This is a genomic window from Photobacterium lutimaris (assembly GCF_003025555.1).
Classification (GTDB): Bacteria; Pseudomonadota; Gammaproteobacteria; order Enterobacterales; family Vibrionaceae; genus Photobacterium; species Photobacterium lutimaris.
In genome coordinates this window covers 61,880-76,302 of the sequence record NZ_PYMH01000011.1, presented here as the reverse complement: position 1 = coordinate 76,302, position 14,423 = coordinate 61,880, and the positions used below count along the sequence as shown (strand labels likewise).

The window sequence follows — 14,423 nt, the reverse complement described above, 5'->3', positions numbered from 1 at the left end:
CTCCCCCGGCGGTGCTGGGATCAGGAAGGGTTATCTGCCGCCTTTTGCAGGGCTTGCTGACGCGCTTTCTTTTCGGCCTTTTTCTCGGCCCGGCGGCGCTTGAAAAAAGCCTGTAACTGCTGACGGCACTCATCGGCCAGCACCCCAGATTGAATGGCCACATGGTGATTGACCTGCTCGTAACTGAGCAGGTTCATGATACTGCCTGCCGCACCGGTTTTCAGATCGTGGGCACCAAACACCACCTTGCCAATCCGGCTGTGTACCATGGCACCTGCACACATCGGGCATGGCTCCAACGTCACATACAAGGTGGCATCAAGCAGACGGTAATTCTGTACGACTTGCCCTGCTTGGCGCAACGCCATGATTTCGGCATGGGCTGTGGCATCATGCTGGGTAATGGAGCGATTCCAACCCTCACCGACGACCTGCCCCTGATAGACCACGACAGCACCGACAGGCACTTCACCAACGGCTTCGGCACGGGCGGCTAGCTCCATGGCGCGGCGCATGAAATCTTCATCGTTATATTCTGGAGCCGTTTCGGCCCCAGCTGGCTTTGACATGGATCGATCTGTCATGAATGGCTTCTAACTCGCGATTACTTGAGGCCGCTGATTATACCCAAAAGCCCGTGGGATGCGAGACTTGGGCTGCCTCGCCTCAAAAGAGCGGGGTTCAGGCTCTATGACAACGACTCGGCTAAAAAATCCACCAGCAAACGAACCTTGGGCGATAAGTGACGGTTATGGGGATAAAGCGCCCAGATCCCCTCTTCCGGCTCACGGAATGTATCTAACACCGTAACCAGATCCCCCTTCTCGATATCATCACTGATGTAGTAATCAGGTAACTGAACCAACCCCAGCCCTTTCAAGGCCGCATCGCGCAGAGCATGGCCACTGGCACAATGCAACGTGCCATCAACCCTGACACTGCGCTCTTTACCCGCTTCTTGAAAACGCCAGTGATCATAATTGCCCACCAAGCAATTATGATGGCGCAGTTCGGACAACGAATGCGGCACCCCGGACTTCTCCAAATAAGACGAGGAGGCACAAACAAACTGGGTGCGGCTGGCAAGGCGCTTAGCCATCATGGTCGAGCTGCTGAGCTTGCCGAGGCGGATTGCCAGATCATATCCCCCCTCGACCAAATCCACCGTCTGGTTGGTCAAATTCATTGTCACATCCACTTCGGGATACAACTGCATAAAATCCACCACCAACGGCATGATGTATTGCTCACCATAGGTTACCGGCGCTGTGAGTTTCAAGCTCCCCTGCGGGGCATCACGCCGGTCGCTGATCGCCCGTTCGGCTTCTTCCAGCCCGTCCATCAAGCGGCGGCAATGCTGATAATAAATGGTGCCTTCTTCGGTTAACGAAACCTTGCGGGTTGTACGGTAAAACAATTTGGTATTGAGTCTATTTTCCAACGCACTGACCTGGCGACTGACCTGGGCCGTGGATATACCGAGCTGCTTGGACGCTGCCGTGAAACTCTCAGCTTCCGCTACCGCGACAAACTCACTGACCCCTTCCCACAAAAACATAGCCCACCATTATTACACATCAGAAAAAGTTATTTGCATTATAGGGTAATTATCATCTTACAAGAAATAAATATACTAAGCCCATCACAACGAAACAGCAGAACACACAATCTCTGCACCATCGTTAAAAATTCTCTCCTACTGTTATAGCAACCGTAGGAACAACACGGGCTTCGCCCAACGATCATAAGAGAGAAATGAAATGTCTGAGCAATTTATCAAATCCAAGGCGGCCATCGCATGGGGTCCAAACCAGCCACTTTCTGTTGAAGAAGTTGACGTGATGCTGCCAAAGAAAGGCGAAGTATTGGTACGTATTATCGCCACCGGTGTTTGCCATACTGATGCTTTCACTCTGTCAGGTGATGATCCTGAAGGCATCTTCCCGGCAATCCTTGGCCACGAAGGCGGCGGTATTGTTGAGATGGTTGGGGAAGGTGTAACAAGCGTAGAAGTCGGCGACCATGTTATTCCGCTTTACACCCCTGAATGCGGCGAGTGTAAGTTCTGTAAGTCAGGCAAAACTAACCTATGCCAGCAGATCCGCGAAACCCAAGGGAAAGGCTTGATGCCCGACGGTACCACCCGTTTCTATAAGGATGGCCAGCCAATATACCACTACATGGGCTGCTCGACGTTCTCTGAATACACGGTACTGCCTGAGATTTCACTGGCGAAAGTCAACAAAGAAGCACCATTGGAAGAAGTCTGCCTGCTTGGCTGTGGCGTCACAACCGGTATGGGTGCCGTTCTGAAAACAGCCAAAGTACAAAAAGGGGACACCGTTGCCATATTCGGTCTTGGCGGGATCGGTCTGTCTGCGATCATCGGTGCAACGATGTCCGGTGCAAGCCGTATCATCGGTGTTGATATCAACGAGAGCAAATACGCGTTGGCAAAAGAACTCGGCGCGACAGACTGTATCAACCCGAACGACTACGATAAGCCTATCCAGGAAGTGATCGTCGAGATGACCGATGGTGGTGTGGACTTCTCATTCGAATGTATCGGTAACGTCAACGTCATGCGCTCAGCCCTTGAGTGCTGCCATAAAGGCTGGGGCGAATCGGTGATCATCGGGGTTGCTGGTGCCGGCCAAGAAATCTCTACCCGCCCGTTCCAGTTGGTAACAGGCCGAGTATGGCGTGGTTCTGCGTTCGGTGGTGTAAAAGGCCGCTCAGAGCTACCCGAGATTGTTGAGCGCTACATGGCGGGCGAATTTAAGCTGGATGATTTCATTACCCACACCATGGGACTGGATGCCATCAACGAAGCCTTTGACCTGATGCATGAAGGCAAGAGCATCCGCTCAGTCATCCACTACGACAAATAATGCTACCGGCTAGGCTCCAGCAGGAGCCTAGCCGCCCTAGCAACTACAGAGTATCCTAATGACTATCGAAAACGTAAGCTGGAACAAAAGCTTTGGTGGCTGGCACAAGCAATACACCCATCACTCTGCGGTGCTGAACTGCGACATGCGCTTTGCTATTTTCCTCCCGCCACACATCGCCCAGGGAACAAAAGTACCGGTGCTCTACTGGTTGTCGGGCTTGACCTGTAGCGATGAGAACTTCATGCAAAAAGCCGGTGCCCAGCGCCTGGCGGCCGAACTGGGTATTGCCATTGTGACGCCGGATACCAGTCCGCGTGGTGAAGGTGTCGCGGATGATCCCGAAGGAGCCTACGACTTCGGCTTGGGGGCAGGCTTTTATGTCAATGCAACCCAAGCACCGTGGAACCGCCACTACCGCATGTATGATTATGTAGTGAACGAGCTGCCAGCCTTGATCGAGGAGCACTTCCCAGTGAGTGACAAAAGGGCGATCAGTGGCCACTCTATGGGGGGACACGGCGCCTTGATGATTGCCCTGCGCAACCCATCACGCTACAGCTCAGTATCGGCCTTCAGCCCGATCAGCAACCCGGTTAATTGCCCTTGGGGTGAAAAAGCCTTAGGGGGGTACCTTGGTGACGACCGCACCACTTGGCTGCAATACGACACCACAGAACTCCTCAAACACAACCAGCAGCCGGTGCCTGCATTGGTTGACCAAGGCACTCAAGACAGCTTCCTTGAGGAGCAGTTGAAACCCGATTCACTTGCCGAAGCCGCCCAAAGCGTGGACTACCCGCTCGAACTGCGCATGCAGGAAGGCTACGACCATAGCTACTATTTCATCGCCAGCTTTATCGATGATCACCTGCGCTTCCATGCCCAGTATCTTCTGTAGCAATCGTCTGCAATGAACGGAAAACATAAAAAACCCCGCTCTAAGCGGGGTTTTATTTATCTGCTGTAAGTTATCTTTTCTTGCGACTCAATTAAAAGCCTAGTGGGATGTTGAAGGCAAAGAAAGCCACCAACAATGTTGTCCATACAGTCAGGAATGCAACCGAATAAGGCACCATCATCGCAATCACATCACCGAACGATAGCTCAGGCTTGTACTTACGCATGAAAGCGAGAATAACCCCCGCATAACTCATCATTGGCGTAATGATGTTGGTTGATGAATCAGCAACACGGTAAGCCGCGGTTACAAGATCCGGCGTCATGTTCGGGTTGACCTGGTACAGCATTGGGACAAAGATCGGACCGAGAAGCATCCACTTCGACGTCAAGCCGCCCACGAACAGGTTAATTACCGCAGTTGTCAGGATAAAACCGATGATCAGCAGGATTGGGAACTCTTGCAAGCCCAGCGCACTCAGGAAGCTTGCACCAAGGTAAGTTACATAGGTACCCAAGCCAGAGAAGCCAAGTAGCGCCAAGAAGTTATAACAGAAGAACGTCAACACCAAGATATAGCCCATGGTGTTCATCTGCGTCACCATGGCCTTTACGACATCCTGCAGCGACTTGAACTTACCAGTTGCCACGCCGAAGAAAACACCGACAACCGCAAACACCATAGCGATCAGCAAGATCACATTATCAAGGTAAGGGGTCACTTCACGACCCGCTTCGTTGGTGTACGTCGCCAAAGGCCCCATTGCCAAGCCAACCACAGCAGCCAACACAACAATCAGGCCCAAGCCCGCTGCACGAAGTCCCTTGTTCTCTGTCTCCGATACCTTGAAGTCATCTAAATTCAAGTCTTCCGGCAACTGGTAAGACATTTTCTCAAGGCGAGGAGCAACAAAACGCGTCGTTACCCAAGCACCTAGCCCAGCCAGAAGGAAGGTTGACGCAAAAATGAAGAAATAATGCATCGTTGCAGGATTAAGCGCTTCACCCGCCGCGTTTTCAAAAGGGATCCCTTGAGATTCAGCAAAGATACGTGCATTGGCCCCCAGAATAACGTCAACCGGCGTCGCGGGGATCAGGTTGGCACTGAAACCTGCCGATACACCAGCAAAACCAGCAGCCATACCAATAAGTGGGTTCTTACCCAGGCCCGCATAAAGCAGACCGGCAAGAGGGATCAGGATCAGGTAACCGGCATCCGTTGCAATCGAGCTCATGATACCGAGGAAAACAACCAACAACGGTAGGTAGCGGTCATTAATTCGCAGGCCGACTTTCTTTATCACCGTCGATAGCAAGCCAGAGTTTTCCGCGATACCGACCCCTAGCATCACGATCAAGATAACACCAAGGACACCGCCACCAAATGACAGCCAGTTGGTCAATAATGCATTATCAAACATCCAACGGATATTTTCCGTTGCCATCATATTTTTGACGCTGTGGGTCACCGCACCGCCATCTGCACCTGTAATGTCAAACTGCAAGCCTCCAATAGCGGCAGTCAACACCAAACAGAATACAAATAGTGACATGAAAATAATGACAGGATCAGGGATTTTTTTACCAGCACGTTCGATGAACGCGATAATGCCTTTCTGCGAAGGTGGGGGCGAAATAGTCTCACTCATAGTCGTACATCCTTAATACACCGATTGAGTTTTAATGTTGTGTTTTAGTCAGAAATTAACAAATCATCCCACCTGAGTAAAACCACTAAACCAGAGCACTTTCAAACCAATAAACCACAATCTAGAGCTATAGCAGAATAAAGCACCACATAGGATAAGTTAAGCAACCAACTAGCCCGTACCACCAGATAAGTACAGCATGAAAATTTTACAAAATTAAATTTCAGATATCACAACAAAATCAGCATTAACAATCAACCAACAGTGATTCATTAATATCAACAATATCAGACTACTTTTCACTAACATCATATTCAGTAAAGGAATGGCCAGCCTGTGTTTACCTGCATAAAAAAAGCCCCGCTTTGAGCGGGGCTTTTTATTCAGCAAGTAAATTACATGCCGTAAGTATAAGGTGCTTGGATACCTAGCGGGATACCAATTGCCCAGTAGATAAGTAGGAAGATAGTCCAACCAATCAACATCGCAATCGAGTAAGGCATCATCATTGAAGCCAGAGAGCCGATACCTGAGCTCTTCACGTAGCGCTGCATGTAAACAACAACCAGCGGGAAGAACACCATCATTGGAGAAATGATGTTAGATACAGAGTCACCAACACGGTATGCAGCCTGAGTCAGCTCAGGAGAAATACCCACAGCCATTAGCATCGGTACCATGATAGGACCAATCAGGGCCCACTTCGCAGAAGCAGAACCAACCAACAGGTTAACGAATGCCGTTAGGAGGATCATACCAACAATGGTCACCTGGCCTGGTAAGTTCATCGCTTGTAGAAGCTGAGCACCAGAAAGCGCAAGTAGCGTACCAAGGTTAGATTGAGTAAAGGCCACAAGGAATTGAGCGATGAAGAACGCCATAACCATGAAGCTACCCATGCTGCTCATCGTGGCAGACATTGACTTGATAATATCGTCACTGGCTTTGAACGTACCCGCAACCTTGCCGTATACCACACCCGGGATCACAAACAAGATAAAGATAAGCGGTACAATAGATTGCATTACCGGTGCGTTAAACGCGGTGATTTCACCGGCAGGGTTACGTAGCGGTGATGTCTCAGGGATCAGCGCGGCAACCAGTACTGCAATACCAGCCATCATCGCCCAGCCAGCACGAGAGAAAGCTTTACTTTCTAGCTCTGTGAAAGAGCCCATATCCGGTGCTTCTTCTGCATCTTCATCGATCGCCGTCTGAGATAGACGAGGCTCGATAATGCGGTCAGTGATGTACCAACCAATGCTCACGATAAGCAGTGAAGACAAACCGGTGAAGAATAGGTTTGATAACGGGTTAACAATATATTCAGGGTCAAGAATTTGTGCCGCTTCTTGCGTGAAGCCAGCCAATAGAGGGTCGATACCTGAAGGAATAAAGTTCGCCGCAAAACCACCTGATACACCCGCGAATGCCGCGGCAATACCCGCTAGCGGGTGGCGGCCTGCTGCGTGGAAGATAATACCACCCAGAGGGATAACCAGCACGTAACCTGCATCGGCAGCAGTGTGCGAAACGATTGCAACCAAAATTAGCACAGGCGTGATGAATTTAGCCGGTGTAACGTTCAGCATCTTCTTCAGGCCAGTATTGATAAAGCCAGAGGCCTCAGCAACACCCACACCCAGCATTGCTACAAGTACAATACCCAGTGGTGCAAAACCGGTGAAGTTAGTCACCATTGTTGCAAGGAAGTTTGCAAACGACTCACCGGTCAGTAGGTTGTTAACTTCTACTGCTTGGCCAGAAACGGGGTGAATTAAACCAAATTCGAACTGAGAGAACACTGCAGATAGAACCCATACAAGGATCAATCCCCAGAAGAAGAGCAAGGCAGGATCAGGGATCTTGTTACCTGTACGCTCAATAAAATTAAGAAACTTATTCATCGCGCTCTGCGACTCATTAGGTGTCTTGTTGACAGCTTGATTGCTCATGGGAACTCCATGGTCATTAGTGATGTTGTAAATTTGCGGCGTTAGATTGTCGTTGTATCGCCATCAATCCGTTTTTTCTTACAAAGAAAAAGCTTGCGGCGAATTGTAATGAAAAGTTCAAACAAAAACGCACGATCCACCATGTATTCGGTAATATTCACAATACCACATTGTAATGAAATATTAATGAAAAACATTATACTAACAAGCACACTACAAGCCCACCCACAAGGCACAACAATAGTCTCATTTATTTACAATATTTCCTTATGCCATCCCTGAGTGCCCCCTAAGTAATCAAGACCAGCCTTGCTATTGCTTAGAAGCAGATACCTCTCCTATTAATAAGCTCATTAATATGATTTCCTCTCTACCTTCCCGTTAGACCCCCTTCATAAAAGAGCGATAGTTTGCTTGGCATCCATACAGTTTAGCCAAAAAAAAAAAGCACCCGAGGGTGCTTCTTCTTGTTCAATCAACCTAAGCCGAAAATGAGAGGATTATTCCCACTCGATGGTTGCTGGTGGCTTGCCCGATATGTCATAAACAACACGAGAAATACCGTCAACTTCGTTGATGATACGGTTAGAAACCTTGCCTAGGAAATCATACGGCAGGTGAGCCCAGTGCGCGGTCATGAAATCGATCGTCTCTACCGCACGCAGTGACACAACCCAGTCGTACTTACGGCCATCGCCCATTACACCCACAGAACGTACAGGTAGGAACACAGTAAATGCCTGCGAGACTTTGTTGTATAGATCCGCTTTGTGTAACTCTTCGATGAAAATAGCATCAGCACGGCGCAGCAAATCACAGTATTCTTTCTTCACTTCACCCAGTACACGTACACCTAGGCCAGGACCTGGGAACGGATGGCGGTAAAGCATATTGTAAGGTAGGCCAAGCTCAAGACCAATCTTACGAACTTCATCTTTGAACAGCTCTTTTAGCGGCTCAACCAAGCCCATTTCCATATCATCAGGCAGGCCACCAACGTTGTGGTGCGACTTGATAACATGCGCTTTACCGGTTTTCGATGCGGCTGATTCGATAACATCTGGGTAGATCGTGCCCTGTGCCAACCACTTCGCATTTGCTAGCTTCTTCGACTCCTCATCGAAGACATCGACAAATACATGGCCGATAATCTTACGCTTGGCTTCCGGCTCTGCCTCATCTGCGAGTGCCTCAAGGAAACGGTCTTCAGCTTTGACATGTACAATCTTCAGCCCGAAGTGATCGCCAAACATTTCCATTACCTGCTCACCTTCGTTCAAGCGAAGCAGGCCGTTGTCGACAAACACACATGTCAGCTTGTCGCCGATCGCACGGTGGATAAGCATCGCAACAACAGATGAATCAACACCGCCCGACAGGCCAAGGATCACTTCGTCGTCACCTACCTGCTCTTTGATACGTGCAACGGCATCATCAATAATGTTCGCCGACGTCCATAGCTTCTCACAGCCACAGATGTTCAGAACAAAGTTCTCGATAATGCGCATACCCTGACGAGTGTGGGTTACTTCTGGGTGGAACTGTACACCGTAGAAATTTTTCTCTACGTTTGCCATTGCCGCGTATGGGCACGTTTCAGTTTCCGCAACCTTGACGAAATCAGACGGGATTTCGACCACTTTGTCACCGTGGCTCATCCATACATCTAGCAGTGCAGTACCATCTTCAGCAATTGCATCTTCGATATTTTGGAAGAAAGCGGTTGGCTCAACCACTTTAACCTGCGCATAACCAAACTCACGCTCAGTAGAACCCGCTACTTTACCACCTAGCTGCTCGGCCATCGTCTGCATACCGTAGCAAACACCGAATACAGGAACACCGGCTTCGAACACATACTGCGGTGCACGAGGTGAACCCTCTTCTGTCACACTTTCAGGACCACCAGAAAGGATGATGCCGTTAGGGTTGAAGTCGCGAATATCTGCTTCATCAACGTCCCAGCTCCATAGTTCACAATAAACACCAATTTCACGGATACGACGTGCAATAAGCTGGGTGTACTGAGAACCAAAGTCCAGGATCAGGATACGCTGGTCATGAATATTTGTGGTCGTGGTCATTCGAGCTGTCTCAAAAAATAAATGGAAGGTGGGGGCATAAAAACGCCCCCGATCTTATACAAGTTTCGCGCGTAGGCAAACGTTTTCGTCAGTTGCTGATGCAGCTGATGAAAATTAACCCAGACGGTAGTTAGGTGCTTCTTTAGTAATCGTTACATCGTGCACATGTGATTCATTCAAGCCGGCACCAGAGATGCGAACAAATTCGGCTTGGGTACGCAGCGCTTCGATAGTCGCAGAACCGGTTAGGCCCATGCTTGAACGCAGGCCGCCCATTTGCTGGTGAACGATTTCTTTCATGTGGCCTTTGTAAGCGACACGACCTTCGATACCTTCAGGAACCAGCTTGTCAGCCGCGTTGTCCGTCTGGAAGTAACGGTCAGAAGACCCTTTAGACATGGCACCCAATGACCCCATGCCACGGTAAGATTTGTAAGCTCGGCCTTGGTACAGCTCAACTTCACCCGGTGCTTCCTCTGTTCCCGCGAACATTGAACCCACCATCACGCAAGATGCGCCAGCTGCAATCGCCTTACACATATCGCCAGAGAAGCGGATACCGCCATCGGCAATCACAGGGATGTCGTATTGGTCAGCAACCGCAACGGCATCGGCAATCGCGGTTACCTGAGGTACGCCCACACCGGTAACAATACGGGTGGTACAGATAGAGCCAGGGCCGATACCCACTTTCACCGTGCTCACACCGGCTTCGATCAGTGCTCGCGCACCTTCAGCCGTTGCAACGTTACCACCGACAATTGGTAGCTCAGGGAACGCTTCGCGTGTTTCACGGATACGGGCAAGTACACCTTCAGAGTGACCGTGTGAAGAGTCAATAAGCAATACATCAACGCCTGCTTCAACCAGCGCCTTAACACGCTCTTCGTTACCAGCACCGGCACCAACAGCAGCACCTACGCGAAGACGACCACGCTCGTCTTTACATGCATTGGGCTTACGCTCAGCTTTCTGGAAATCTTTTGCGGTGATCATGCCACGAAGCTGAAAATCATCGTTGACTAGCAGTACTTTCTCAACACGGTACTGCTGCATGATAGCTTCGACTTCTTCGCGTGATGCGCCTTCTTTAGCAGAAGCCAGTTTATCTTTTGGCGTCATCACTTCTTCAACCTTCATTGAAAGGTCGGTAACAAAACGAACATCACGGCCAGTAATAATACCTACCAGCTCGTTGTTGTCAGAAACAACAGGGTAGCCTGCAAAACCGTTTTCGACTGTCAGACGCTTCACGTCTTCAATCGTATTGTAAGGCTTCACAGTAACAGGCTCAGAAACTACGCCGGCTTCGAATTTTTTCACCATACGAACTTCATTGGCTTGCTGCTCAATGGACATGTTCTTGTGGATGAAGCCAATGCCGCCTTCCTGGGCAAGGGCAATTGCCAGGCGGCCTTCTGTCACGGTATCCATTGACGCAGACACCATAGGGATGTTCAGCGTAATGTCTTTCGTCAGGCGGGTGCGCAGATCGGCAGTGTTAGGCAGTACGGTAGAATGGGCTGGAACCAGCAGGACATCATCGAAAGTCAAAGCTTCTTGTTTGATTCGTAACATTGCAATATCTCACACCAAGTAAAGGGTTAAAGAAGGATAAAATATTGCGGACGAATTATACGGAGGATGCAATCGATTGGCTAGACTTTTTTTTATTTTTTTAATTGACAAATTCATCTTGATGTGTAGTATATTTCGGTTAAGTTTCCGGTGCTGCGGCAAGCATTTTACGACCAAGATCTGTCCATAGATCTGCCCAGACTTTGTTCACCTCGTCCTGACGCTCGTCTGCCGCACGCCCCAGCCTTCCAATACAGGTATCTTGTCTTGTGACGTTATTTGCTCAACAGAACCAGACCAATGACCGTATCTACACCGTTTCCAGCCTCAATGCCCAAGTTCGTTTAATCCTTGAAAACGAAATGGGAGTGGTTTGGCTGGTTGGTGAGCTGTCGAATCTCTCCATGCCCGTTTCCGGTCATTGGTATTTCACCCTCAAAGACTCACGCGCCCAAGTCAAATGCGCCATGTTCAAAGGCAGCAACCGTCGTGTGACCTTCAAACCAGCCAATGGCACCCAGGTACTGGTCAAGGCCCGTTTGTCGCTCTACGAACCGCGTGGCGATTATCAGCTGATCATTGAGAGCATGCAGCCTGAAGGTGATGGTCGCCTGCAGCAGCAGTTTGAACAACTGAAAATGAACCTGGCCGCCGAAGGCCTGTTCGCCCAGACACTCAAACAACCGCTGCCAGAGCAACCACAACGAGTGGGAGTTATCACCTCTAAGACCGGCGCCGCGCTGCACGATATCCTCAATGTTCTTCAACGCCGCGATCCAAGTCTACCGGTGGTCATTTACCCAACGATAGTCCAAGGGGAAGGCGCAGCAATATCGATTGCCCAAGCCATTGGTCGTGCCAACGCCCGCCGTGAGTGTGACATTCTGATTGTCGGCCGGGGCGGTGGCTCACTGGAAGATCTGTGGGCCTTCAACGAGGAAATTGTGGCGCGAACCATTGCTGCCAGCCAAATCCCGATCGTCAGTGCCGTCGGTCACGAAGTCGATGTCACCATCGCGGATTTCGTGGCGGATGTCCGTGCACCGACCCCATCCGCGGCCGCCGAGCTGATCAGCCGGGACATGGGGTTCCAAACCCAGAAAATCAGCCAGAAAACGCAGCAGCTTCAGCATGCAATGCGTCATTACCTATCCGCGAAGCAAGCACAAACTGTCCGCCTGCAGCACCGCCTCGATCGCCAGCACCCGCAGGTGCGCCTCAACCAGCAGCAACAGCAGTTGGATGAATTGGCAAGCAAGCTGGAGCTGGCCATGAGACAGCGCCTAAGCCGCCACCAGCAGCACATTGACCGCAACAACTACAAACTAGCACTCAACTCGCCGGCGCAAATTGTCCAAACCCAGCAAAACCGCCTTGAGCGCCTGCAGCAACGGCTTCAGGACGGGATGGATCGCCGCCTGCTCAATGCCAGCCATAAGCTCGCCATGGCGGCTGAAAAGCTGGAAACCGTCAGCCCACTGGCAACTCTAGGCCGTGGCTACTCTATTACCCGCAACCAGAAGGGGCAGGTCATCCGTAGCGCCGAGCAAGTCAAGCACGGTGATAGCCTGCGGACGACTGTCGCCGACGGAGAAATCCATTCTATTGTTGCTGAGTCAACGGGTTAGACAGGCCACCACAAGCCGCTCAGCTTTGTCACCGTATGCTGGTAAATTCAAACCACCCGATCAAAAATGCCGCCCGGTGATGTACCTGGCGGCATTGTATTTCAATGAATGATCCAAGTTGGTATTACGCTTTATCGAATTGGATTCTGACTCGCGACTTGGATTTGAGCTCATTGCAACGATTACAAAAATAGCTCGCCGCCCCACATGCCTGAAGCTTTTCAAGTTCGGACTCGCAATCAGGGCAAAAAGCTTTTTTGATATACACGATGCTACAGCCCCCGCAATGGTACTTCCCTTCCTGCCACTCGAGATCTTGGAGACAACTTGGACAAATGTTCTGGCTCATTTTCTTTTCCTTAACGGTGACTCGCCCAATCATAAAGCAATTTACCCGCCGGCGCCTTTGATCCGGCTCAGCATCTGCAATGATGTGCCTTACCACGGCAATATTGCGTACCCTGATCGTACTTCAAACCGGTGATCAACGCTAAAAGCCATGGTGATCAGCGATCTGGTACCAAAAGAATATTTATCGATACACATCCCGAAAGCATAAGTTACATGTGCTGTATTTCAATTTTATACGATATTTAAATCTACAACTTCCGATAAAAATCCAGTTGATCAAGCATAAGTGAAAATCAGAGAAAAAAGATCACAATCACCGTAAGCTACTTAGCGATAATGATTAAGATTATGAAAGATATAAAAAAATCGCCAAAAGGCGATTTTTTATCTGTGCAGGCGGTTGATCACGCAGGTTGACTATACGTTATCATCACCAGCTCTTGATCACTGGCAATACAGAACTCTACCCGTAATGCCGCATATTCTGCTAGTGAACGAACATGACTACCGCCACAAGGGATTTCCACCATTTGGCCTTCATCCAGATCACAACGCCAATAGCGGGAATCGGTCAGTGCCTCCCCTTCCCTACGCATATCCACCGGATAACCCGCTTCGCACCACAGCGCGAGCTGCTGATTAATTTGCTCTGTGATAGCGGGCAACGCTGCCAGCATATCGGCCGCATTGAGGCCACGTTTACGCAGAGTTTTTCCAATACGATACGTATCTGTGCTGCAGTCTTCTGTTACCCTGCTCTCTGTCTGCGCATAGCTGTGGAAGTCATAGTGACCGAGCTCATCTTTGCGAGAGGCGTCCTTGCGCCAGAAATCATGGTGCAGCACCTTATTCAGGGCGAGCGACGACAGATGACCGCCGCTGTGGCCACGGCTCAGGGCTAACTGATATTGCTCATCAACATTGAGCATGACCTGGCAGCCTGCGGGAAAATCCACGGTACTAGCCAGTTGGTGAACCACCACAAACACCCATCCAGGCTCATCTCGCTTCACTGGAATCTCAGCGCCAACATGCAGCTGACCGCTATCCAACTCCACGGCACCGACAAGGCAATCGACAACGTCATACGCCTGCCCTTCGAGTACCAAAGTACCGCGATCGGCAGGGTGATCAGGCCAAATATGGCTGACCGGGTGAAAAGGTGTCTGATCGGTAACAACATAGCAACCCGGAGCAGGGGTCGCCACTATCAGTTGTACCTCTGCTTCACATTGATAGATACGCTCAGGAAAAAGTACATGGGTTGCGCTGATCACAATGGTGGATATCCTTGCAGGTGGATGGAAAAGCGATAATAACAAAAAACCCGACCAAGTGGCCGGGTTTGTCTATAGAGCTTAACAAGTAACTAGTGAGCTACTCAGCA

General features: G+C 50.1%; 11 protein-coding genes. 3 read left to right on the top strand and 8 right to left on the bottom strand.

Annotation, left to right across the window (positions count from 1 at the left end; genetic code table 11):
* Nucleotides 1-20: 20 nt before the first annotated feature.
* Both tadA and C9I99_RS19740 read right to left on the bottom strand, forming a co-directional pair.
* A complete protein-coding gene (tadA, locus tag C9I99_RS19745; protein ID WP_420849254.1) occupies nt 21-584 on the bottom strand; it encodes a tRNA adenosine(34) deaminase TadA in 564 nt (187 codons plus the stop codon).
* Between the two features lie 104 nt (nt 585-688).
* Nucleotides 689-1,558: a LysR substrate-binding domain-containing protein gene (locus tag C9I99_RS19740; protein ID WP_107350552.1), complete on the bottom strand. Its 870-nt coding sequence runs from the start codon at nt 1,556-1,558 to the stop codon at nt 689-691.
* 202 nt (nt 1,559-1,760) lie between these two features.
* Between C9I99_RS19740 and C9I99_RS19735 the strand changes: the two genes are divergently transcribed.
* Nucleotides 1,761-2,891, top strand: coding sequence for an S-(hydroxymethyl)glutathione dehydrogenase/class III alcohol dehydrogenase (locus tag C9I99_RS19735; protein WP_107350551.1), 1,131 nt, complete (start codon nt 1,761-1,763; stop codon nt 2,889-2,891).
* Between the two features lie 58 nt (nt 2,892-2,949).
* On the top strand, nt 2,950-3,792 hold the full coding sequence (gene fghA / locus C9I99_RS19730; protein ID WP_107350550.1) for an S-formylglutathione hydrolase: 843 nt from the start codon (nt 2,950-2,952) through the stop codon (nt 3,790-3,792).
* A 91-nt stretch (nt 3,793-3,883) separates the two neighbouring features.
* Here the strand turns inward: fghA and C9I99_RS19725 are convergent, their stop codons facing one another.
* The 4 genes from C9I99_RS19725 to guaB form a co-directional block, all read right to left on the bottom strand.
* Nucleotides 3,884-5,440 (bottom strand): AbgT family transporter, encoded by a 1,557-nt coding sequence (locus tag C9I99_RS19725; protein WP_107350549.1) that lies wholly within the window; start codon nt 5,438-5,440, stop codon nt 3,884-3,886.
* 395 nt (nt 5,441-5,835) lie between these two features.
* Nucleotides 5,836-7,395 carry an AbgT family transporter gene (locus C9I99_RS19720; protein ID WP_107350548.1) on the bottom strand — a complete coding sequence of 520 codons (1,560 nt, stop codon included), beginning with the start codon at nt 7,393-7,395 and terminating at the stop codon, nt 5,836-5,838.
* Between the two features lie 500 nt (nt 7,396-7,895).
* Nucleotides 7,896-9,479: a glutamine-hydrolyzing GMP synthase gene (guaA, locus tag C9I99_RS19715; RefSeq protein WP_107350547.1), complete on the bottom strand. Its 1,584-nt coding sequence runs from the start codon at nt 9,477-9,479 to the stop codon at nt 7,896-7,898.
* Between the two features lie 114 nt (nt 9,480-9,593).
* On the bottom strand, nt 9,594-11,057 hold the full coding sequence (gene guaB, locus C9I99_RS19710; protein ID WP_107350546.1) for an IMP dehydrogenase: 1,464 nt from the start codon (nt 11,055-11,057) through the stop codon (nt 9,594-9,596).
* Between the two features lie 269 nt (nt 11,058-11,326).
* Between guaB and xseA the strand changes: the two genes are divergently transcribed.
* The gene (gene xseA / locus C9I99_RS19705; RefSeq protein ID WP_107350545.1) at nt 11,327-12,685 is read left to right on the top strand and encodes an exodeoxyribonuclease VII large subunit; all 1,359 of its coding nucleotides are present in this window, start codon (nt 11,327-11,329) and stop codon (nt 12,683-12,685) included.
* A gap of 124 nt (nt 12,686-12,809) precedes the next feature.
* Here xseA and C9I99_RS19700 read toward each other — a convergent pair whose 3' ends face one another.
* Together C9I99_RS19700 and C9I99_RS19695 are read right to left on the bottom strand one after the other, a co-directional pair.
* Nucleotides 12,810-13,034 carry a zinc ribbon domain-containing protein gene (locus C9I99_RS19700; protein ID WP_107350544.1) on the bottom strand — a complete coding sequence of 75 codons (225 nt, stop codon included), beginning with the start codon at nt 13,032-13,034 and terminating at the stop codon, nt 12,810-12,812.
* 406 nt (nt 13,035-13,440) lie between these two features.
* Nucleotides 13,441-14,316 carry an alanyl-tRNA editing protein gene (locus tag C9I99_RS19695; protein ID WP_208113438.1) on the bottom strand — a complete coding sequence of 292 codons (876 nt, stop codon included), beginning with the start codon at nt 14,314-14,316 and terminating at the stop codon, nt 13,441-13,443.
* Nucleotides 14,317-14,423: the final 107 nt, after the last annotated feature.

Bases quoted from the DNA above. Each gene is read 5' to 3' on its own strand.
- tadA (WP_420849254.1), bottom strand. From the start codon at position 584: ATGACAGATCGATCCATGTCAAAGCCAGCTGGGGCCGAAACGGCTCCA.
- C9I99_RS19740 (WP_107350552.1), bottom strand. From the start codon at position 1,558: ATGTTTTTGTGGGAAGGGGTCAGTGAGTTTGTCGCGGTAGCGGAAGCT.
- C9I99_RS19735 (WP_107350551.1), top strand. From the start codon at position 1,761: ATGTCTGAGCAATTTATCAAATCCAAGGCGGCCATCGCATGGGGTCCA.
- fghA (WP_107350550.1), top strand. From the start codon at position 2,950: ATGACTATCGAAAACGTAAGCTGGAACAAAAGCTTTGGTGGCTGGCAC.
- C9I99_RS19725 (WP_107350549.1), bottom strand. From the start codon at position 5,440: ATGAGTGAGACTATTTCGCCCCCACCTTCGCAGAAAGGCATTATCGCG.
- C9I99_RS19720 (WP_107350548.1), bottom strand. From the start codon at position 7,395: ATGAGCAATCAAGCTGTCAACAAGACACCTAATGAGTCGCAGAGCGCG.
- guaA (WP_107350547.1), bottom strand. From the start codon at position 9,479: ATGACCACGACCACAAATATTCATGACCAGCGTATCCTGATCCTGGAC.
- guaB (WP_107350546.1), bottom strand. From the start codon at position 11,057: ATGTTACGAATCAAACAAGAAGCTTTGACTTTCGATGATGTCCTGCTG.
- C9I99_RS19700 (WP_107350544.1), bottom strand. From the start codon at position 13,034: ATGAGCCAGAACATTTGTCCAAGTTGTCTCCAAGATCTCGAGTGGCAG.